The sequence below is a fragment of the Rothia sp. (in: high G+C Gram-positive bacteria) genome, assembly GCF_030540545.1.
Classification (GTDB): domain Bacteria; phylum Actinomycetota; class Actinomycetes; order Actinomycetales; family Micrococcaceae; genus Rothia.
This window is the reverse complement of record NZ_JAUNVZ010000001.1, coordinates 98,146-119,234: the sequence shown is the minus strand read 5'-3', so window position 1 is coordinate 119,234 and position 21,089 is coordinate 98,146. Positions and strand designations below refer to the sequence as shown.

At 54.7% G+C, this 21,089-nt stretch carries 19 protein-coding genes; 11 read left to right on the top strand and 8 right to left on the bottom strand.

The features are described 5' to 3' along the window. Window positions 1–88: 88 nt before the first annotated feature. From Q4P78_RS00565 to Q4P78_RS00550, 4 genes are all read right to left on the bottom strand, one after another. Window positions 89–949, bottom strand: coding sequence for a hypothetical protein (locus Q4P78_RS00565; protein WP_303338362.1), 861 nt, complete (start codon window positions 947–949; stop codon window positions 89–91). After that, a complete protein-coding gene (locus tag Q4P78_RS00560) occupies window positions 943–1,272 on the bottom strand; it encodes a hypothetical protein (RefSeq protein WP_303338361.1) in 330 nt (109 codons plus the stop codon). Before Q4P78_RS00560 ends, Q4P78_RS00565 begins: the two co-directional genes overlap by 7 nt. A 384-nt stretch (window positions 1,273–1,656) precedes the next feature. Beyond that, window positions 1,657–2,514, bottom strand: coding sequence for a hypothetical protein (locus tag Q4P78_RS00555; RefSeq protein WP_303338360.1), 858 nt, complete (start codon window positions 2,512–2,514; stop codon window positions 1,657–1,659). Between the two features lie 222 nt (window positions 2,515–2,736). Next, window positions 2,737–3,603, bottom strand: coding sequence for a hypothetical protein (locus Q4P78_RS00550; protein ID WP_303338359.1), 867 nt, complete (start codon window positions 3,601–3,603; stop codon window positions 2,737–2,739). Window positions 3,604–4,228: 625 nt separating this feature from the next. On the opposite strand from Q4P78_RS00550, the gene Q4P78_RS00545 reads away from it, so the two are divergent. Both Q4P78_RS00545 and Q4P78_RS00540 read left to right on the top strand, forming a co-directional pair. Continuing rightward, on the top strand, window positions 4,229–5,824 hold the full coding sequence (locus Q4P78_RS00545; protein WP_303338358.1) for an amino acid permease: 1,596 nt from the start codon (window positions 4,229–4,231) through the stop codon (window positions 5,822–5,824). A 232-nt stretch (window positions 5,825–6,056) separates the two neighbouring features. Beyond that, window positions 6,057–7,097: an ornithine cyclodeaminase gene (locus Q4P78_RS00540; RefSeq protein ID WP_303338357.1), complete on the top strand. Its 1,041-nt coding sequence runs from the start codon at window positions 6,057–6,059 to the stop codon at window positions 7,095–7,097. A 133-nt stretch (window positions 7,098–7,230) separates the two neighbouring features. Here the strand turns inward: Q4P78_RS00540 and Q4P78_RS00535 are convergent, their stop codons facing one another. From Q4P78_RS00535 to Q4P78_RS00520, 4 genes are all read right to left on the bottom strand, one after another. Continuing rightward, window positions 7,231–7,857, bottom strand: coding sequence for a TrmH family RNA methyltransferase (locus Q4P78_RS00535; protein WP_303338565.1), 627 nt, complete (start codon window positions 7,855–7,857; stop codon window positions 7,231–7,233). 206 nt (window positions 7,858–8,063) lie between these two features. Further along, complete coding sequence (gene pyrE / locus Q4P78_RS00530) at window positions 8,064–8,645, bottom strand: orotate phosphoribosyltransferase (protein WP_303338356.1); 582 nt, start codon at window positions 8,643–8,645, stop codon at window positions 8,064–8,066. Window positions 8,646–8,655: 10 nt separating this feature from the next. Beyond that, entirely contained in the window at window positions 8,656–10,050 is a 1,395-nt protein-coding gene (pabB, locus tag Q4P78_RS00525) for an aminodeoxychorismate synthase component I (protein WP_303338355.1), read from the bottom strand. A 171-nt stretch (window positions 10,051–10,221) separates the two neighbouring features. Beyond that, complete coding sequence (locus tag Q4P78_RS00520) at window positions 10,222–10,551, bottom strand: rhodanese-like domain-containing protein (RefSeq protein ID WP_303338354.1); 330 nt, start codon at window positions 10,549–10,551, stop codon at window positions 10,222–10,224. Window positions 10,552–10,833: 282 nt separating this feature from the next. Between Q4P78_RS00520 and Q4P78_RS00515 the strand changes: the two genes are divergently transcribed. The 9 genes from Q4P78_RS00515 (at window position 10,834) to Q4P78_RS00475 (ending at window position 20,214) form a co-directional block, all read left to right on the top strand. Further along, window positions 10,834–12,288 carry a peptide MFS transporter gene (locus Q4P78_RS00515; RefSeq protein ID WP_303338353.1) on the top strand — a complete coding sequence of 485 codons (1,455 nt, stop codon included), beginning with the start codon at window positions 10,834–10,836 and terminating at the stop codon, window positions 12,286–12,288. A 362-nt stretch (window positions 12,289–12,650) separates the two neighbouring features. Continuing rightward, on the top strand, window positions 12,651–13,172 hold the full coding sequence (locus Q4P78_RS00510) for a DUF4242 domain-containing protein (protein ID WP_303338352.1): 522 nt from the start codon (window positions 12,651–12,653) through the stop codon (window positions 13,170–13,172). 11 nt (window positions 13,173–13,183) lie between these two features. Further along, the gene (locus tag Q4P78_RS00505) at window positions 13,184–14,281 is read left to right on the top strand and encodes an acyl-CoA dehydrogenase family protein (protein ID WP_303338351.1); all 1,098 of its coding nucleotides are present in this window, start codon (window positions 13,184–13,186) and stop codon (window positions 14,279–14,281) included. Window positions 14,282–14,304: 23 nt separating this feature from the next. Then, window positions 14,305–15,087 carry an ABC transporter ATP-binding protein gene (locus tag Q4P78_RS00500; RefSeq protein ID WP_303338350.1) on the top strand — a complete coding sequence of 261 codons (783 nt, stop codon included), beginning with the start codon at window positions 14,305–14,307 and terminating at the stop codon, window positions 15,085–15,087. After that, window positions 15,087–16,268 carry an ABC transporter substrate-binding protein gene (locus Q4P78_RS00495; RefSeq protein ID WP_303338349.1) on the top strand — a complete coding sequence of 394 codons (1,182 nt, stop codon included), beginning with the start codon at window positions 15,087–15,089 and terminating at the stop codon, window positions 16,266–16,268. The genes Q4P78_RS00500 and Q4P78_RS00495 overlap by 1 nt, the downstream gene beginning before the upstream one ends. Next, a complete protein-coding gene (locus tag Q4P78_RS00490) occupies window positions 16,261–17,025 on the top strand; it encodes an ABC transporter permease (RefSeq protein ID WP_303338348.1) in 765 nt (254 codons plus the stop codon). Before Q4P78_RS00495 ends, Q4P78_RS00490 begins: the two co-directional genes overlap by 8 nt. Window positions 17,026–17,254: 229 nt before the next feature. After that, window positions 17,255–18,589, top strand: coding sequence for a uracil-xanthine permease family protein (locus Q4P78_RS00485; RefSeq protein ID WP_303338347.1), 1,335 nt, complete (start codon window positions 17,255–17,257; stop codon window positions 18,587–18,589). 132 nt (window positions 18,590–18,721) lie between these two features. Further along, complete coding sequence (locus tag Q4P78_RS00480) at window positions 18,722–19,030, top strand: helix-turn-helix domain-containing protein (protein WP_303338346.1); 309 nt, start codon at window positions 18,722–18,724, stop codon at window positions 19,028–19,030. Then, window positions 19,030–20,214, top strand: a complete 1,185-nt coding sequence (locus tag Q4P78_RS00475) for a type II toxin-antitoxin system HipA family toxin (RefSeq protein WP_368660883.1) — start codon at window positions 19,030–19,032, stop codon at window positions 20,212–20,214. The genes Q4P78_RS00480 and Q4P78_RS00475 overlap by 1 nt, the downstream gene beginning before the upstream one ends. Window positions 20,215–21,089 lie beyond the last annotated feature (875 nt).

The window sequence follows — 21,089 nt, the reverse complement described above, 5'->3', positions numbered from 1 at the left end:
TGGAACACAGGGTGAGGGAAGGGTGAATAATTCCCCTTCCCTCACGCACTACGGCCCGATTATCCGGAGGTTACCGAACCCGTCTACCCTACGAGGCGGTACCATCCAGAATATTCGGAGCATTAGCCTCAGCATTCTTCTTCGCCTGAGCCACACGCTCCAGCAGAGCCTGATTATCATTCAGAAAGGTCGTCATATACGCATCCAAAATCTCTTCAGTGCGCTCTTCAAAACGCACTTGATCACGACAGGTCGCATCAGCAATAGCAACCTCTTGAGACTCCGGCTTATTCGCAACAGACACTATGGCCTTGCTCGGACTCGAATAGTCATACCCCTTATCCTTCATACAGGTAGACCACTCATTATCAATAGCAACCGCTTCTTCAGAAGTAATGGCAGCATTGACATACGGAAGCATATATTTCGCCGTCTGAAAATAAAGGGCAGATAACTCTTTATCACCAAAGACCTTATCCCACGCTTGTCCCTGGCATGAATTACCACCCTCATACCCATAGTAATCCTTAGCCTCAGCATCAGAGAAAGCATATTCCTTCTCCCGCTCGCCAGCCCGCATAGACTTAAGAGAGTTGTACCCAGTATCGCGAGCAGCTTCAATAGACAGGGGAACCGGAACAACAATATCCCGAACAGACTCCGAACGAGGCATATAATACCAGTCACGCTGAACATGTCCCCGGCTCACCATACAGGAACCCGCCGATTTTTGTAGAGCTTTAGTTACTAGCTCAGGCGGGAGAACAATGTCATTCACTTTCTCCACAGCCTGATGATCAACTGCGTCCGCCTTATGTATCGAACCCATATCGGCAATCTGAAAACTCTCAGGAGAAGCATCATGAGATACACCACTAGGGGCAGAACACGCTGAAAGGGCGAGTACAATAACACCTACACATCCCAGAAACGTTTTATTCTTTACCATAGACCCGCCCAATCTTCACGCGCCAGGAAATCTGCCTTATTATCGAATTTATCATCCGCAAGATTAGTACCGGCCTGCTGAGGCTCAAGATAAGCACCACGAACCAGCTTATAGTGCGGATCCCAGAAGGTTCCCACCCATTCCCCGAGATACATGCGAGTCGAATAATTCATATTCATCCATGACGAAGCCTTATCGTGCAAGAAGGGCGACAAATCGCGGTAATGATCAAAACCGCTAATAGTCTGAGAATCTCCGCGGAAATAGGGATCAGTCCAGATACATACCGTACGATCCTGCCAGCAATGGTAATTACCAGTCATTGCTTTAGCATCATTGATAGGCAAATCACGCGCCTGACCAGCAGGAGTAGACATGGACAGCACGGCACCCAAAACCAAGGCACCGGTAGCAATCTTACGGAAAAACATCAATCTTACCTCTATCTTTGAGTTCGAGTGTTATTCTTCAGCACTATCTAAAGTAACTTCACTATCTATGTGAAGCTGTCTTCAGCTTATATAGAAACCCTGCAATGTGTCAAGGAACATAGTGTGGAAAATTTTACACAATATGGCACAGCTCATATAAATGAACTTTTCGATACAGCAGTTCTACACTGACACAGGCGCAGGGAGGGGTGTAGATACACCCCTCCCCTCACGATCTATAACCCGATTATCCAGAGGTTACCGAACCCGTCTACCCTACGAGACGGTACCATCCAGAATCTTCGGAGCATTAGCCTCAGCATTCTTCTTCGCCTGAGCTACCTGATCCATCAATCCCTGATTCTCATTCAGGAAGGTGGTCATATACGCGTTGAGACCTTCATGAAGATTCTCCTCATACTTCACACCCTCGCGACATTGAGTGTCTGCAATTGCCAACTCTTGAGTATTCTTTGCATTGGTAGCAGATCTAATAGCAGCACCGGGGCTGGAATAATCATATGATTTACTCTTCATACATTCAGACCATTGACGATTTATACCAGAATATGAGGAAGAGTCAAGATACGCACTAACATAGGGAAGAATGTAACTATCAAGAATCATATAGTTTTTCCACAATTCCTCATTACCATAGACTCGAGTTAATGCTTGAGCCTGACAGGAATTGTCTTGACCTTCAGAACCTGCTGCAAAATCTTTATATTCAGCTTCACTCAGCTCAACTTCACGAACACTATGCGTACCATTTTCTCCACGTTTTTGTTCTGTGGAACTAATGTATCCATAAGTTCGCGCTTCCTCCACACTCAGGGCGCGGGGGATGACCAACTGACGCACGGAACGCAGACTAAGTTCCGGGTAGTTTTCGCGTGGAGCGTGACCGTGCTGCACCATGCAGTCTTGAGCGGCTTTATTGTAAGCTTTGCGTTCCACATCTGAAAATGCAACTAATTTGTCGACTTTCAGAACCGCTTGGTCATCCACCTGAGTCGCAGGAACAACAGGCCCATCACTACTCGAGGAAGTAGACGAAGGTACAGAAGCCGAACACCCCACAAGAGCCACCGAAAGTGCGACTGCAATAGAAAAGGTTTTCACACCATGTTGCATGCTTTATCAATCTTTCACCTAATATATATTCCGGAAGAATTAAGTAAATATGGTATTCATATACTACCATGCACACACTATAGGACAAGCAGTATTATCAATTTTCTGCCCATATTGTTATCAAAACGTTAAAATACCCTCACTGAACAGTAAAGGGAGGGGCGTGAATACACCCCTCCCGGTGCCCGAGCACCATTGCTCGGACACACGCATTATTGCCCACTAGGATATAGAATTTAGAATATTTACAGCGCGTTCGTCTGCTTTCTTCTTAACCTGAGTTACATTTTCCACCAAACCCTGATTATCATCCAAGAATTGTTTCATATAACCATTCATTACATCACGGTAATAGGTGGAATATCCAACAGTTTCACGGCAGGTGGCGTCCTCAATAGCCAACTCATGGGAGTTCTCCGCCTTTTCCGCCTCGATAACATAGAGAGTCATACCCTCGGAAGCGTTGCGATGAAAACGATCCTGCATACAGACTGCCCATTCTTCTTCCTTGGCACTCAGACGCGCATCAAAGGTAGTCCCATTGGTATACCCCAGCAGATTCTTTTGCGAATAAAAGAGCACACGATAGTCATCATCGGAACCAATAACCTTCGACTGGGCAATATTCAAACAGCCCTCACTTCCCGCCACCTCACCGGATTGATCCAAGCGAGTATGCAAAGCCCTCAATTCTTCATCCGGGATACCCGCAAAATCTTCCTCTGTGGGCTGATTAGCCTGTTTGGGGTACGCATAGCCGTGTTCACGCGCCACCTCCACAGTGAACCCCTCACCCACACCAAGGGATTGGTTATGAGGAAAAGGATATAGAGAACGTGCTGGAAAACCTCGCTGCACCATGCAATCAAGAGTCACGCGGTACATCGCCTTATTCACACTATCGGGAATCCTAAAGAGTTCATTCACCGAATCAATATAGGCAGTGCCCTCAATAGGTTCAGCAGCGACTTCTTTGAGGGGCTCAGGATTCGGTAGCTCATAGTGCGATGAATTCGACGAGCCACAGGCTGACAATGCCATGACCAGCAGACCCGCTGAGAGCAAGCGAGACCAAGAAAAAGCAACCATTGCTACACACCTTTCATGCGTTCATGAACGGAATACGCGAGGGGCTTGAATTAACCAGCTACCCATTCCAGTTCTTCAAGCCCCTCATCCCATGACTCTTCCATCATCTCAAGCGCACAGCCTCAAAACCTCATACCAGAGGATGATATTTTGAGCCTTTAAGAGCCTGTCCTCTCATACTCCAGGATTAAAACGCACACAATCCCACCCAAAGCCACGTTCTGGGTGTGGGGTTGAACATTAAACCCACGTATTCCCACAGACCGGTGAGAGTGCCGGGAAGGTATCCACTATCTGGATATTAAGGACCTATAACATAGAGGGTTTAGCTCTTCCGGTATCGCGCCACAATCTGAAATATTTTTCATCTTAGACTCAGCTCACACACTCTCAAGTATTGATTTTCTAGGGGAAATATCCAGATATACAGGATATGCATCACTATACATTCGGAAAAATATCACCGACAGGGCTTATATTTTCACCAAAGCCTGCTATAGTTCAGAATGTATTTCGTGGCAGATACCACAGTGAAGCTGGTGTCTGCCGCAGACAAGGAAGCAGATTCAACCACCCCTGACGGCAGGTGAATCATACCCCCGACGCATAAGAAACGAGGTCAGCAATGAGCGCGAACCCGCACGAAAAGCCGCCGACAGCGGTCTCCAACGACCCCTTCGCCCACGAGCAGGAGGGCTTCCACAAGGGCCTGGGTGCCCGACAGCTGCAGATGATTGCCATCGGCTCCGCCATCGGTACCGGCCTGTTCCTGGGAACCGGTAGTCGCTTGCAGGACGCCGGCCCCATGCTCGCCGTCATCTACGCCGTCTGTGGTTTCTTCGGATACCTGATTCTGCGCGCCCTGGGCGAACTGATCCTACACCGCCCCTCCTCGGGCTCTTTCGTCTCCTACACTCGCGAATTCTACGGCGAAAAGGCTGCCTTCGTCTCGGGTTGGCTCTACTGGCTCAACTGGGCAATGACCGCCGTTGCTGACGCCACCGCAATCGCCATCTACATCAACTGGTTCGGTCGATACAACCAATTCTTTGCCGACCTGCCCCAGTGGGTCACCGCCTTTATCGTGGTGATCATTACCGTGGCGCTGAACCTGGTCTCCGTTAAGCTCTTTGGTGAGCTGGAATTCTGGTTCGCACTGATTAAGATTCTGGCACTGAGCGCCTTTATGCTCATCGGTATCTGGTACCTGATCTTCGGTCAGCCCATCGACGGCGTGCAGCCGGGTATTAGCCTGATTACCAACTCCGAAGGCGGCATGCTGCCCAACGGTCTGCTGCCCGCATTGATCGTGGTCCAGGGTGTTGTGTTCGCCTACGCCGGTATTGAGCTGGTGGGCACCACCTCGGGCGAAACCCAGAATGTTGAAAAGGTTATCCCCCGCGCCATTAACAACGTGATCTGGCGTATCGCTATCTTCTACGTGGGTTCCGTGGTGCTGCTCTGCCTGCTGATGCCCTACACCGCTTACGCAGATTCCGAGTCGCCCTTCGTGACCTTCTTCGACAAGATCGGTATTCCCGGCACCAATGTGATTATGCAGCTGGTGGTTATTACCGCCGCAGCATCCTCGCTGAATGCAGGTCTGTACTCCACCGGTCGTATTCTGCACTCCATGGGTGTTGCCGGTTCCGCACCGCGCTTTACCACCATTGTGTCTAAGTCGGGTGTGCCCGTTGCAGGTATTCTGCTCACCGGTGCAGTCGGTCTCTTCGGTGTGGTACTGAACTTCATTGTTCCCGCTCAGGCATTTGAGATTGTGCTCAATATTGCCGCGGTGGGCACCATGGCATCCTGGGCTGCTATTGCCATGTCTCACCAGAAGTTCCTCAAGCTGGTGAAGGAAGGCAAGTACACTCGCCCCGCATACCGTGCGCGCGGTGGTCGCTTTGCCGACTGGTCGGTCATGGGCTTCTTGGCGGTCGTGATTATCCTCATGTACATGGATGACCCGATCGGTCGCTGGACCCTGATCTCGCTGCTGGTTGTTATTCCGCTGCTGATTATCGGCTGGTACCAGGTACGCGATCGCGTGAACGAAGTGGCTCGTGTGCGTGAAGGCTACACCGGCGCCGTGCCCATTATCGCTCAGCGCCCCGTGGTCAAGAAGCTGGTTGCCGAACCGAAGGTTCACATTAACCTTAGCGAGCTGGACGAAAACGGCGATGGCTATATTGACCCCGCAGAAGGTTCTAAGTCCTAGGCTTAGACGGGTCTGATACGGGGAGTGCGGGTGGATCCCTGCGATGCACACGCACTCCCCTCTTTAGATTTCTGTGTGCATCTCGCCGAACGCGCAGGGCTCAATATGCACAGAGCGCATAGGCTTTCAGGATTCGGCAAAAATTTATAGTCCGTAGGCACACCACATAGGTATACTTAAATGTGGGCTGGGTTACCGCCGGAGTTCCCGCCCCCAAGCACGAAGGAGAATCATGACTGAACACCTCGTAGAATTCGTCGACGTCTCATCCATGGCGAAGTGGATCCAGAAGGACGGCGTTGAAAATATTATCGGAGGCATGGTCGGCTTCCTCGAAGAAGACTTCAAGAAGTGGCAGAGCTTCGATAAGATCGCGCGCGTCGCCTCCCACACCCCCTTCGGCGTGATTGAGCTGATGCCCACCAGCGATAACGTGACCTACTCCTTCAAGTACGTCAACGGCCACCCCTCCAACCCCGCACGCGGCTTCCAGACCGTGACCGCATTCGGTCTGCTGGCAGATGTGGACAATGGCTACCCCGTCTTCCTGGCAGAAATGACCCTGTTGACCGCGCTGCGCACCGCGGGCGTCTCCGCCATGGTCGCTAAGCACCTGGCACGCAAGGACTCCAAGAAGATGGCAATGATCGGCACCGGCTCCCAGTCCGAATTCCAGGCGCTGGGTATGCGCTCGGTACTGGGCATTGAAGACCTGGCTGTCTACGATGTTGACCCGGCAGCTATGGAGAAGTTCCGCCGCAACCTCGAGCCCCTGGGCTTCAATATTAAGATTTGCTCCAGCGTGGACGAAGCTGTTGAGGGCGCCGATATTATTACCACCTGCACCGCTGATAAGCAGCAGGCGAAGGTACTGCTCAACTCCCAGGTCAAGCCCGGCGTGCACATTAACGCTATTGGTGGCGACTGCCCCGGCAAGACCGAGCTGGAGAGCGAAATTCTGGACCGCTCCACCGTCTTTGTGGAATTCCCCCCGCAGACCCGCATTGAGGGTGAGATTCAGCAGAAGGATCCCGACTTCCCCGTGACCGAGTTCTGGAAGGTTCTCACCGGTGAAGAGGCAGGTCGCACCTCTGATGAGCAGATCACCCTCTTCGACTCCGTGGGCTTTGCAATCGCTGACTTCTCCGGCCTGCGCTACGCTCGCGCGGCAACCCAGGGCACCGATCTGCAGCAGTTCATTGACCTGGTGGCAAGCCCGGACGACCCCAAGGACCTCTACTCCCTGGTAAATGTTCGCGTGCCCATCGGCTAAGCAGAACCAACCCTTAGATATATACCTTTAAGCAGCATATACCCCGGTATTTCCTTGATGTACAAGGAATACCGGGGTATATGTATATAGCTATATAACCGATTATCTATAATCCTGGTATATCGCGGCGGCACTAAGGAATCTGATTAAAGACATGGCGACGCACCCAGGCATGCATAGCCACCGCCGCTGCGGACGCCGCATTCATAGAACGGGTCGAACCAAATTGCTCAATGGAGAGAGTATCACGAGCCGCCTCGTGAATCTCCTCGGATAGACCCGGACCCTCCTGGCCAAAGACCAACACGCAATTCTTCGGCAGGTCATAAGTTTCCAAAGGCACCGAATCCGGGAAAATATCAATACCGATAATCTCCAGACCTTCACCCCGCGCCCACTGCACAAAATCCTCAATACTCGGATGGTGACGCACATGCTGATAGCGGTCGGTCACCATCGCACCGCGACGATTCCAGCGGCGGCGACCAATAATGTGCACCTCTTTGGCCAAAAAGGCATTCGCGGTGCGCACCACGGTGCCAATATTCAGATCGTGCTGCCAATTCTCAATCGCCACATGGAAATCATGGCGGCGCGTATCCAAATCGGCAATAATCGCATCCATGCTCCAATAGCGGTATTTATCCACCACATTGCGTCGGTCGCCCTCACGCAGCAGCTGCTCATCCCAGTGATCGCCCTCGGGCCATTCGCCCTCCCAGGGGCCCACGCCCACCTCAAAACGGGCAGTGCCGGGCATATCGGTATCATCCCAGGGCTGCGCGCGAGCCTCCTCGGGTACCTGTACCTGGCTTAAAGCGGCAGAATCAGCAGCGGGTCGGGTGGAATCAGACATTAAGAAACCTTTCACATACACGCGGAATCAACGACAGCACAACGCCCGCGCACCATTCTCATGGTACACGGGCGTTCGCGCTATAGAAGAATAGTCACTGCTGGCAGAGATTAATCCAGACCCAGATCATCCTTGGAGTAAGCGTAGAAGCAGGGCACGCCGGCGACCTCTTCAACATGCTCCTTAGCACCGGTTGCACGGTCAACGATCACAGCAACAGCCACAACCTCAGCGCCCGCCTTGCGCAGAGCCTCAACAGCGGTCAGAGCGGAACCACCGGTGGTGGAGGTGTCCTCCACAGCAACCACACGGCGACCCTCAACACTCGGGCCCTCAACCTGACGACCCATACCGTAGGACTTCTGAGCCTTACGCACCACGAAAGCGTCAATCGCACGGTCCTGAGCGGCAGCCGCACGCATAATAGCGGTACCCACCGGGTCAGCACCCATGGTCAGACCGCCGGCAGCCTCGAACTCAATGCCGTTCTTATCCAGCAGGTCCAGCATGACCTGACCCACCAGGGCAGAAGCCTCGTGCTGCAGGGTCACACGGCGCAGATCAACATAGTAATCCGCTTCCTTACCGGATGCCAGAGTCACCTTGCCGCGCACAACAGCCAGGTCCATAATCAATTCGCGCAGACGCTCACGAGCCTGCTCAATGGGAAGAGTTTCAGAAAGCTTAGTCATACCCTTAAGTCTACTTCAGAACACCCAAGCTCGCAGGTAGAGCAGCCCGAAGTTTCGTCAGCATTTCCTCATACTCAGCCTGCGGGGAAGAATCAGCCACAATAGCGCCACCGGCAGAAATCGAAAACTCACGCCCACTCACCACAAGGGTACGAATCACAATGGACAGATTCGATGAACCATTAGCAGAATAAAACCCCAAAGCCCCCGAATACACACCGCGAGCGCGCTGCTCCAGACGCTGGATAATGCGCATAGTTTCAGGCTTGGGCGCACCGGTCATCGAGCCGCCCGGGAAACAGGCGGCGGTTGCCCGTACCGCGGAAATATCCGGGCGCAGATGACCCCGGATAGTGGAGACCAGCTGGTGTACCGTCTGATAGGATTCAACCCCCATGAGCACCGGCACGCGCACACTGCCCGGCTCACACACCGTGGAGAGATCATTGCGCAATAAGTCCACAATCATCAGGTTCTCGGCGCGGGTCTTAATATCCTCCTGTAGCCATGCTGCCGCTTGAGCGTCCTCTTCTTCGGTGGCACCGCGCGGTACGGTGCCCTTAATGGGTTTGGACTCAATCACGCCGGAAGAATCCAGGGTCAAAAAGCGCTCGGGGGAGCTGGAAAGAACCGCCATATCCGGGGTGAGTAGCAGCGCGGCATAGGGTGCCGGATTGTGCTCACGCAGCAGTGAATACATATCAATAAGCTGTTCCCTGCTGGGTGCTGCCGAGGCGCTGGCTGCCGTGCGTGCGGTCAGGCACACTTCGTAGCTATTGCCCTCAAAGATTTCCCGCTGGGAGTGCTCAATAGCAGCCAGATACTCTTCGCGGTCCGGGGCGGTAAATATTAGGGGAAAGCCTTCGGGTAGCTGTGCCGGCTGAGTATTAGACTGTGCCTGAGCATGGCTGTTCACCAGAGCATTAAGGTGCGGCGCTATGCTTTCAATCCACTCCTGATCGCCCACCAGCCAGCTGGCTCCCGTGGCGTGCTCGTGCACCATATAGCGCACGGCGGGCATCCATAGGGCATCGGGAGTATCGGCAGTGTGCTCGGGAGTGTAGCCCGGAGTGCCGGGCTGCAGGCTGGCGCGCGCCTCGTACCCCCAGAAGCCAACATAGCCGCCCAGCAGTCCTTCGGGCAGCTGCGCATCCGACTCGGGGCGCGGAGTGCTTACAAGGGCACTCTCCAGTGCCTCCCAGGGATTGGCGGTGCGTGCATCCTCGCAGCGGATAACCTGCGCGCTATCGGGTACGGTGCCGATATAGGAGATTCGCGACATGGGAGAGGCGGCGCGCGCCGAGTCCAACCAGAAGGCGTAGTCGTCGGTGGCGATCAGTCTGAAGGCTGCGGCAGGGTCAATGCCGGGCGTCAGGGCGCGCACTACAAGGGGTACAGTATGCATCGACTCTATTCTATCGGCAGGCTGTAAACCATATGAGCTGAATGTATTGGATTCTCATACGAAATTCTTCATATGAATCATGTGAAGATCAGTAAATAGAGGGGCTCTGTGCCCTCACAGCACAGAGCCCCTCTACACGGTTGTACTCAGCGAATACGCCACAACTAGAACCTAGTGGATAACAGCCGGATCCTGACCGTTTTCGCTCACCATGGGCAGTTCGGCAGCAAACCATGCACTGGTACCACCAGCAATATTACGGGTGGTGTACCCGGACTCCGCCAGGTAGGTTGCCGCGCGCTGAGAACGACCGCCACCATGGCAAATAAAGTACACTTCCTTATCCTTGGGAACCTCAGCAATACGCTCTACCAGCTCACCCAGGCGAATGTGGTGAGCGGTTGCAGCATGGCCACCCTCCCATTCATAAGGTTCGCGCACATCAATAATGTACGCATCGGCGGGAACATCAACCGGGTTTACCTGGGGCACATCAGCCATTTTTCTCTCCTATGAGCTTAGAATTCTATCCCTATCAGTTTATCCCGAGCGGCAGCAACCGCGCACTAGAATACGCGCATTATGCGCTCAGCCCGCCCTACATATCCGCGCAAGAACACTAAAAGTGTGTCGTCTAACGGGGAACAACGCCAAAGATGACGTTCTATGACATTAGACATCCACCATATGAACCCCGCCACGCATAGCGCTAGCCAGCAACATCACACTAAGGCTAGACTTATTGGGAATACTACACATTTTCCTCTCAGAAAGAAGAGAACCATGGCAACTGCACCGATCAGTGCGCCCAAGCAGCGCACCTTCTTCGGTCACCCCAGCATGCTCGCCAACCTGTTCTCCGTAGAAATGTGGGAGCGCTTCTCCTTCTACGGCATGCAGGTTGTTATGCTGCTCTACCTGTACAGCAGCATCGACAAAGGTGGCCTGGGCATTGAAAAAGCCACCGCAGCCGGCATTATCGGTGCCTACGGCGGCACCGTCTACCTCATGGCAATCCTGGGCAGTGTGCTCGGCGACCGCCTCATCGGCCCCGAACGTGCCCTCTTCTACTCGGCCATCACCATTATGGTCGGCCACGCAGCACTGGCTCTGGTACCCGGCGTAGCCGGTGTAGCCATCGGCCTGATCCTCGTGGCTGTGGGCTCCGGTGTGCTCAAAACCAACGCCTCCGCGCTGGTTGCCTCCCTCTACAAGGACGGCGACCCGCTGCGCGACGCAGGCTTCACCATCTTCTACATTGGTGTGAACACCGGTGCGTTCTTCGGCCCGCTGCTCACCGGCTGGCTGCGTGTGGAGCAGGGCTTCCACATGGCCTTCGGCGCCGCAGCAATCGGCATGGCGCTGGGTCTGATCCAGTACGCCCTGACCCGCAAGAACCTGCCCGCCAGCGTGCACGAAGTGGCTAACCCCTTCACCCCCGCACAGCGCAACGGCTTCTACGCAAGCCTGGTTGCTATTATTGCGGTCATTGCCCTGGCGGTCACCTTCGGCATTGTCACCCCCGCAAACCTCAAGAACTGGGTGATGGGCATTATCGCCCTGGCCGCTGTGGCGCTCTTCGTGCAGATGCTTTCCTCTAAGAAAGTCACCGGTGAAGAACGCAGCCGCGTCTACGCTTTCATTCCCCTGTGGATTGCAAACGCCGTGTTCTTTGGCCTGTACCAGCAGCAGTTCACCGTGATTGAACTCTACGCCGACGAGCGTTTGAACCGCCATGTTGGCTCCTGGGAAATGCCCACCGAATGGGTCAACTCCATCAACCCGGTGTTCATTATGATTTTCGGCGTGGTCTTTACCGCCATCTGGACGAAGATGGGTGAACGTCAGCCCTCCTCCACCACCAAGTTCTCCCTGGGTCTGGTGCTGCTGGGTGCCGGCTTCTTGCTGTTCATCACCCAGCAGGGTGTGGCCAGCGTGGCACTGTACTGGATTGTGCTGATCCTGTTTGTGATTACCATTGCTGAGCTGGTGTTCTCGCCGATCGGTACGTCTTTTGCCACGAAGATTGCACCCAAGCAGTACCGCGTGAGTATGCTGGCGCTCTACTTCACCTCGGTGGCAATGGGCACCGTGCTTTCGGGATGGTTTGCACAGTTCTACTCCCATGAAAACGAAGTGCCCTACTTCGTGGCGATGGGTGTGCTGGCCATTGGTACCGGTGTGCTGCTGGCAGCATGCCACAAGCCGCTGCAGAAGCTCATGGCCGGTGTGCGCTAATCACCGCGCCTAGCTTAAAGCCGGGATGTTCTTTACGGGACGTCCCGGCTTTTGTATTCGGCACTCCCTTGCGCAAGCTGATGAACGGTGTGAAGTAGTCTTTCACAGCCTAGATAACGAAGCCGCGGGCTGGGGTTTATCCCCTGCCCGCGGCTTTTTGTATCCTTCACAGAGCGTCATATGTACCTTTAATTCGTGTCATAAAAAGTCATACAAAGGCCTCTGAACAGGGCAAACACGTCATAAAACGTAGCGCTAGTTCTTATTAGTACATCTTCTAGGTTTTCCTGAATCTACGGCGTAGGGTTATCTCAGCGGCGCCAACCGACGCCCATTCAACCCTTAGCCGAGGAGGAATAATAATGGCACTGTACCTGGTAGAACTCACCCCCGCATCTGCGTCCAAGGAAGAAGCAGAGGCGCTCATCAGCACCGTCAACACCTCCCTGTCCGGTGGTGAGCTGATTGAGACCCAGGTGGCTTCCGACCACAAGATTATCTTCGTGATTATCGAAGCTGAGAATACCGAATTCGCTCAGTCGATCACCGACGCGATTGGTGAGCGTGCGTCTATTGCCGGCCCGGACGAAGTACGTCTGGTCGGTGCCGAGCTGGAAGATATTAAGAAGCTCAAGAAGGACGCTGACTACCTGGTGGAGTGGGATATCCCCGCCGAAATCACCATGGAACAGTACCTGACCCGCAAGAAGGCGAACTCCCCCAAGTACGCCGAGGTGCCCGAGGTTTCCTTCCTGCGCACCTACGTCCGCGAGGACACCGCTAAGTGCCTGTGCTTCTACGATGCACCGGATGAGGACGCCGTTGTGCGCGCCCGCCAGGCAGTCAGCACCCCCATTGACCGTCTCTTCAAGCTGCACGCATAGGAACAAGACCAATGACTATCGAACGTGAAGCACCGGTTCTGATTCTTGAGCCCCTCATCGAGTACCCGCAGCGCGAGCGCGTGCTGCAGCTGGCTCGCGAGGCAGCCCCGGCAGTAGACGCCAATGAGCGTTCCCCCTTTGAAACCCTGCGCGAGCTGGGCAAGGAGGGTCTGCTGACCCTGGGCCGCAAGGGCGAGCATAACTCGTCCTCCCTGCTGCCGCAGGTAGCCGTTGCCTTTGATCTGGCAACCGAGTGCGCCTCCACCGCTTTCTCCCTGTGGGCTCACCGTTCCACCATTGCATTCTTTGATGCTGTAGGTCGCGAGCTGCCCGCCGGCCTTGCCGAGGGTACCGTTTCGGGTACCACCGCAATGGCCGCCGCTTATAAGGAGAATTCTGGTCTGGCTCCTATCACGGTACATGCCGAGATTGTCCAGGGCGGTCTGCGCCTGAACGGTGCAATTGCTTGGGCGTCGAACCTGTACCCTAACGGCGTGATTGTGCTGCCCGTGGCTGTGGACAATGCCCCCGAGGGTGAGTCGAACCGCTACATTGTGAGCATTAATCGCAATGTTGAGGGCCTGGACGTTCGCTACCAGACCAACCTGCTGGCTCTCAATAGCACCCAGTCGGGCACCCTGAAGTTCCAGGATGTATTCGTACCCGAGGCTGATATTCTCACCCGTGATTTTGCTGGCTTCTTGGGTGCGGTTACCGCTCCCTTCCTGCTGGTTCAGTCCTCCTTCTGCCTGGGTCTGGGTGCCTCGTCCCTGGTTCAGGCGGCACCTCACGCTGAGGACGCTTTCGGTGTCTTCCGTGCAGAGTACGACGCCCTGGTTGAGGAGTACGAGCGCCTGCGTGCTGAACTGACTCGCCTGGCGAGCGCACCGGCACAAGCTGAGGTTATTGACCTGCTGGCTCTGCGTCTGAACGTTTCGCACTTTGCGACCGCTGCGACTCACTACGAGTTGCAGGTGGTGGGCGGTCGCGGCTACGACCAGTCCTCCGCTACCGCACGTCGTGTGCGTGAGGCTCTCTTCCTGCCGGTACAGTCGCCCACGGAAGGTCACCTGCGCTATGAGCTGCTGCGCCTAAGCAGTGGCGAATAATCACTGATTGAAAGGAATTCACCGTGTCCAACGCTGATGCTCTTAATGTTCTCGGGGCTACCAAAACCTATCCTGGCGCTACCACCCCGGTACTCAATGGAGTCGATCTGAACGTTGGGCGCGGTGAATCTTTTGTTATTCTGGGCGCCACCGGTAGCGGCAAATCAACCCTGCTGCGCGCTATTGCCGGCCTGGAGAGCTTGGATGCCGGTCGCGTAGATATTCACGGCGGTCGCCTGGCAATGGTATTTCAGCAGGCTGCTCTACTGCCCTGGCTGAGCGTTCGCGAGAATATCACTCTGGGACTGAAATTCCGCCGTAATCGCGGGGTGTCGGCACGCTCCTATGTGGATGAGCTGCTGGAACGTCTGGGTATTGCTCATCTTGCCTCTTCCCTGCCCTCGGAGCTTTCGGGCGGTCAGGCTCAGCGTGTGTCCATTGCGCGCGCCCTGGCGGTCAAACCCTCGGTCCTACTCCTGGATGAGCCCCTCTCGGCGTTGGACCCGGCGACCCGTCAAGATGTGCAGCATTGGCTGCGCGAAGTCATTGTGGATCTGGGTGTTTCTGCTTTGACCATTTCTCACGATATTTCTGAGGCTCTGGTACTGGGCGACCGTATTGGTTTCTTTGAGGCCGGTACCGGTTTTAGCCGTATCTGGCGCACCGATGACCCCTCGCTGAGCGAAGAGGAAATTTTTGAATACTATCGCAGCCGTAGCGCCTTTGCTTCGGCAAATCCCCGCGTGCCCGAGACCGCTGAGAGTCTTGAGGAGCGCGTCCAGAAAGTTAGTGTCGGAGTTGGCTAATGGAGTTTTCACGCCGTGACCTGCTGGGTGCCGGTATTGCCACCGGCGCGCTAACAGCGGGTGCTTTTGCCGCGCATGCTGCCGGGTTGTCTCTGGGTGCCTCAAGCAGCGCAGCGCAGGCGGTGGGCACCGAGCAGAACCCGCTGAAAATTGGCTATGTGCCCATTGTGGATGCCGCTCCTGTGCTCATTGCCCATGAGCGCGGGGATTTTAAAGCTCAGGGTGTGCACACGGCTGCCCCGGTACTCTTTCGCTCCTGGTCTTCTCTGGTGGAGGCTTTTATTGCCCGCCGGGTGGATATTATTCACCTGCTCATGCCCATGAGCCTGTACCTGCGCTATCAGCTGCGGGTGGATGCCAAGGTGCTGGGCTGGAATCACACCAATGGTTCGGCGCTGACCCTTGACCCTTCCCTGAGTTCTATGGAGCAGCTTGCCGGGCGTACTCTGGCGGTGCCTTCTTGGTTTTCAATTCACAATATTATTGTGCAGCAGCGGCTACGCGCAGCGAATCTACGCCCGGTCATTCGCGCCCTGCCGGATGCTTCTCGCTCCGAGGTGGGTCTGATTGTTATGTCTCCTGCCGATATGATTCCGGCGTTGGCGGCGAAAACCATTGCGGGTTTTGCGGTGGCTGACCCGTTTAATGCTGCCGCTCATCTGCGCTCTACCGGCCGTATTGAGCAGTATCTGGGCGATATGTGGCGCGATCATGCCTGTTGTGCCACGGTGGTTCACGGGGATATTGCCCGCTCCGGTCCCTTGGCGGAGGATATTGCTGCGGCGCTCGTGTCTGCCAGCGCTTTTACGCGCACCGAGCGAGAGTCTAGCGCCAAGGTTCTGAGCGATTCTTATCTTCCTCAGGATGCGCGCTCCATTGCCTATGCCCTGGCGGAGCATGAGGCCGGTAGCGCCGGGGAGCATTGCGCTCATGCTAATTGGGGCGGTAATCGTCTGGATTTCGCGCCTTTTCCCTATGAGTCCTATACGCGGGAGCTGGTTCAGCAATTCTCACGCACTCTGGTGGATGCGCCCACAGGTTTTCTCTCAACCCTAAATACTGAATCTGTACACAGTGATTTGGTGCATGATGGCCCGGTGCGTGCTGCCCTGAGTGCCTACGGCCTGCAGGCTTTTAATATGTCCGGTTTTGAACGAAATGAGGAGGTGTCCTTTGGCTAAACGTGCTCCCCTGCCAGCGCGTACCCGAGTGCTGCTGGGTATTGGCGGTACCGCCTGCACCCTGGCGCTCTGGTGGATTTTTAGCGCCGCCGCTTCCGGGCATCCCATGCTTTCCTCCTTTGTACCCGATCGTCTGCCGGGCGCCTTTATCTCCATGCTTGAACGCGGAGTGCTGCTGGAGGACATTACCCTGAGCCTGTGGCGTCTACTTGCCGGTGTGGGTATTGCCGCTCTCATCGGTATTCCCCTGGGGCTGTGGCTGGGTTTTTCCTCGAAGGCTCAGGCTGCGGCGGCTCCAAGCGTGCAATTCTTAAGAATGGTTTCTCCCCTGTCCTGGGCGCCCATTGCGGTGGTGCTCTTTGGGGTGGGTTCGGCTCCCGTGATTTTCCTGGTGGCTCTTGCCGCCGTGTGGCCGCTGGTGCTCAGCGTCATCAGCGGGGTGCATTCTATGGATCCTCTTTACGCTCAGCTGGCGCAGACTTTGGGTGCTAGTCGTTGGGAGGCTCTGCGCCGGGTACTGCTGCCGGCGCTGGCTCCTTCGATTCTTGCCGGTCTTCGTCTGGCTTTGGGTATTGGCTGGGTGATTATTGTGCCCGCCGAAATGTTGGGTGTTTCTTCGGGGCTAGGTTATGAGATTCTCAATGCCCGCGACCGCCTTGCCTATGATGAGATGCTGGTGTCCATTGTGGTCATTGGTTTACTCGGTATTGCTCTGGATGCTGCGGCTCAGCGTCTGCTGCGTTCCCGTGCAGGATAAGAGCTGCATCCCAGCGGGTGCGCGCTCCCGTGAGCGCATCATAAAGTCAATATATAGCCATATAGCTAGTGTTATAGCTATATGGCTATATTTATACTCACTGCCGGGGCCCTCAAACACCCCGAAAAGATTGCTTTTCGCCATATTTGGCGCACTATCGGAGCGCAGCAGCTCACTCATGGCGTACACTTGGGAAGAATTCAACACACTTCACACAAAGGACACACTCATGTCTGATAAGTCCCCCGCCTTCGGCTGGAAGCTGCACGGTGACGGCAAGAGCATTCAGCCCGGCTCCGTGGTTGCCCCCGATGAGCGTCTTGCCTGGCCCATTACCATCGGTATTGGCGCTCAGCACGTGGTCGCCATGTTCGGCGCAACCTTCCTGGTACCCCTGCTGACCGGCTTCCCGCCGGCAACCACTCTCTTCTTCTCGGGTCTGGGCACCATCCTCTTCCTGCTGATTACTCGCGGTCGCGTGCCCTCCTACTTGGGCTCTTCCTTCGCTTTTATTGCGCCCCTGGCAGCAGCTACCGCCTCCAACGGTCAGGCGGGCGCCCTGGGCGGTATCGTTATGGCAGGTGCCGCGCTCTTCCTCGTGGGTCTGATTGTTCAGTTCGCCGGTACCGGCTGGCTGACCAAGCTCATGCCCCCGGTGGTTACCGGTGCCATTGTGGCGCTGATTGGTTTCAACCTGGCACCGAGCGCCAAGACTAATTTCATGGTTGCTCCCATTACCGCATTGGTTACCCTGGGCTCCATTATTCTGATTTCTGTACTGTTCAAGGGCATTATTGGTCGCCTGTCCATTCTGCTGGGCGTAATCATTGGTTATATCACCGCGGTGATTCGCGGCGAAGTGGACTTCTCCACCATTGATAAGACCGTAGCTGAGCGCGGCTTTATTAACCTGCCCGTATTCCAGACCCCCGAGTTCCACTGGGAGCTTGCGGGCCTGTTCATTCCCGTGATTCTGGTGCTGGTGGCTGAGAATATTGGTCACGTGAAGTCCGTGGCTCTCATGACCGGTAAGGATCTGGATGCGTACTCCGGTCGCGCCCTCATGGCTGACGGTCTGGCTACCGTGGTGGCGGGTTCCGGTGGCGGTTCGGGTACCACCACCTACGCCGAGAATATTGGCGTGATGGCAGCAACCAAGGTGTACTCCACCGCGGCGTACTGGGTGGCTGCATTCTTCGCTATTGGCCTGTCTCTCTTCCCCGGTTTCGGTGCGGCTATTGCTACCGTTCCGGCGGGCGTGCTGGGCGGTGCGGCAACCGTGCTGTACGGCATGATTGGCATGCTGGGTGTGCGCATCTGGTCTGAGAACCGTGTGGATTTCTCCAACCAGGTGAACCTGACCACCGCCGCTGTGGCGCTAATTGTTGGTATTGCTGACTTCACCTGGACTTTTGGCGAGCTGAGCTTTGCCGGTATTGCTCTGGGTACCGCGGCTACTCTGATTGTCTTCCATCTGATGAGCTTTATTGCCTCTAAGACGAAGGCTGCGGGGGATCCGCTCAAGCCCTTTACCGATAAGGATCATGACGCTCTGGGCCACTAATTTTTAGGCTCTCAAGGGGTGGGTTTCTTCGGAAGCCCGCCCCTTTTCTGTACTCTCCTTCCGTTATATATAGAAATTTTTCTTTCTATATGGGAGGATAAGGGTAAGAATTCTTATGTTTTGGGGGCTCTGATGGTTTATATTCCGACAAAGGTTCGCCGGGCCAGCCGCACTATTGGTGAGCAATTGCGTAATCAGCGAAAGCTCATGGGTTTAACCGCGCAGATGGTGGCTGATCGTTCGGGTATTACGACGGTGACCCTGCGCCGCATTGAGCAGGGCGAGTCTGTGCGCACGGATGTTCTGTTCCGTGTTTTGCGTGTTTTGCATATGCTGGATGCCGTGGTGGATGCGACCGACCCCTACCAGACGGATGTGGGGCGTTTGCGCGCTGCCGAGCAACTACCCAAATCTGTCCGCCCAAAGAAGGTCGTGTTTTAGTGGCTCGCCGTATTTCCATAACCTGCACTCTGAATCATGAAGATGTGCCTGTAGGAGATCTCTTTGTGAATTTCTCACGCGGAATTTTTCACTATAACCCCTCCTATCTTCAGAACCCCGCCGCTTTTGCTCTAGCTCCCTCCCTGCCACTGATATTGGGTGCGCAGCCACTGGATGGTTTGGGCGGTTTGAGTGATTCGGCGCCGGATCGTTGGGGTCGTAAACTTCTGCAGCGTGCGGCGGGCAGAACCTCCTTGAGCGAGTTTGATTATCTTCTGGGTGTGAATGATGCAGGTCGCCAGGGTGCATTGCGCTTCTGGGAGGATGGCTCTGCGCTTACCTCGGATGGTGGCGGTGTTCCGGTGGAGCTTGAGTTGCCGGAGTTGCTCAATACAGCTCAGGCGGTTGAGCGGGATGCCCGCACTGTGGAGGATATTGCGGCACGTCGTTTATTTCGTGCAACGGGTTCCCTGGGTGGCGCGCGGCCAAAGGCTAATGTTTTAGTTTCGGGGAAGTTGTGGCTGGCAAAGTTCCCTAAGCCTGTGGGTGATGAATGGGATGTCATGGGTTGGGAGTATACGCTCAGTCGTGTTGCCTCTGAGCTGGATATTGAGACACCGGTGACTGCTTTGCGTTCTATTCAGGATGCGCATGGGCAGGATCGTCATATTTATACGGCTCAGCGTTTTGATCGTTCGCAGTCTCAGGCTCGTATTCCGTATATGTCGGCAATGACCGCGCTAGAAGCTCGTGATGGCGAGGGCGGTGATTGGGTTGATGTAGTGGAGTTTGCCCGCGAGGAGGGCATGGATACCACCCAGCTGTGGATGCGCGCGGCGCTAGGAGCGCTAACCGGCAATACAGATGACCACTTGCGCAATCACGGCTTTCTGCGCCCCTCGCATGCCTGGGTTCTTGCCCCGTGCTTTGACATGAACCCGACTCCGGATGGTAATGAGCATCAGCTTTCCCTCTTTGGAGATCATAGCTATGAACCCTCACTCCTATGGTCCTCTGATGTGCTAGAGCTTTTCGATGTAGATACTGCCCAAGCGGAGCAGTGGCTACAACGGACTGCCGCTCTTTTGCCTCGGGTGCCAGATATGGCGCGTGGCTTTGGGGTGGATAGCGCTAGTGTGAGTGTTATGGCACCTCGTTTTGAGTGGGCTCTTAGGTATCTATAGAGTACCTATATAGAAAGAATTCTTATGGTATTCCGATTTTATAGATAGAATTCTTTCGATATACATCGTGGGCATCTATCGAAAGATTTACCCATAGAGCAAACCTACATAAAAAGGGTGGCTGGGATACACATGTATCCCAGCCACCCTTTTATACTGTTTTATTACCTACGGGAGTCCCCCGCTAGATGCCCAAGGCCAATTGCATTGAAAACACCAGCTGCAAAACGTGGATTGTTAAGAATCCAGCGACCAACCACATTTCCTGCTCCATAGCCACCAATACAGCCAGCGATAGCAGCTCCAACACCCATAGCCTTATCAAAGTAGGGTGCGTGGCGAGGTATCGCCGAAAGGACGCTATATGCACTTGCTACACACATCCCGAATCATGCAGCTATAAGAATTGCAGGGATAGCTTGAGGATGTGTATACCTTGAAATCTTATACGAGGGACTAGAACCAGGGAGTGCGAGAGATTCATGATATCCAGACCGAGCAAGACTGTTGGTAAAGCGGATATTGAATTCATCGAGATTATTCACAGATTCCCCAGCTTCTTCGAAAGCTCGAATAATCGCAGTCTCTTCAGCGGAAAGTGCTGTGGTGTCCTCCTGAGAAGTTGAGTTATAGGCATACGCAGAGTGAGAAATGGGAGTGACTTCAGCAGCATGCACCGGGGCAACCGGAGTCAACAAGCTACCTACTATAATTAGTGATATATACCTTGGTTTCATATAAGGTATGATATGTGGTATGGGATGGCTTTTCAAGGGTTTGAAGTACATTTTTATATTTTCCAGTGTCTGCTTCGGCTATTGGTTCCTGCAGGAAGTTGCGCACCTGTCGGTGTTGGCAACTCTTGTAGGTGGTTC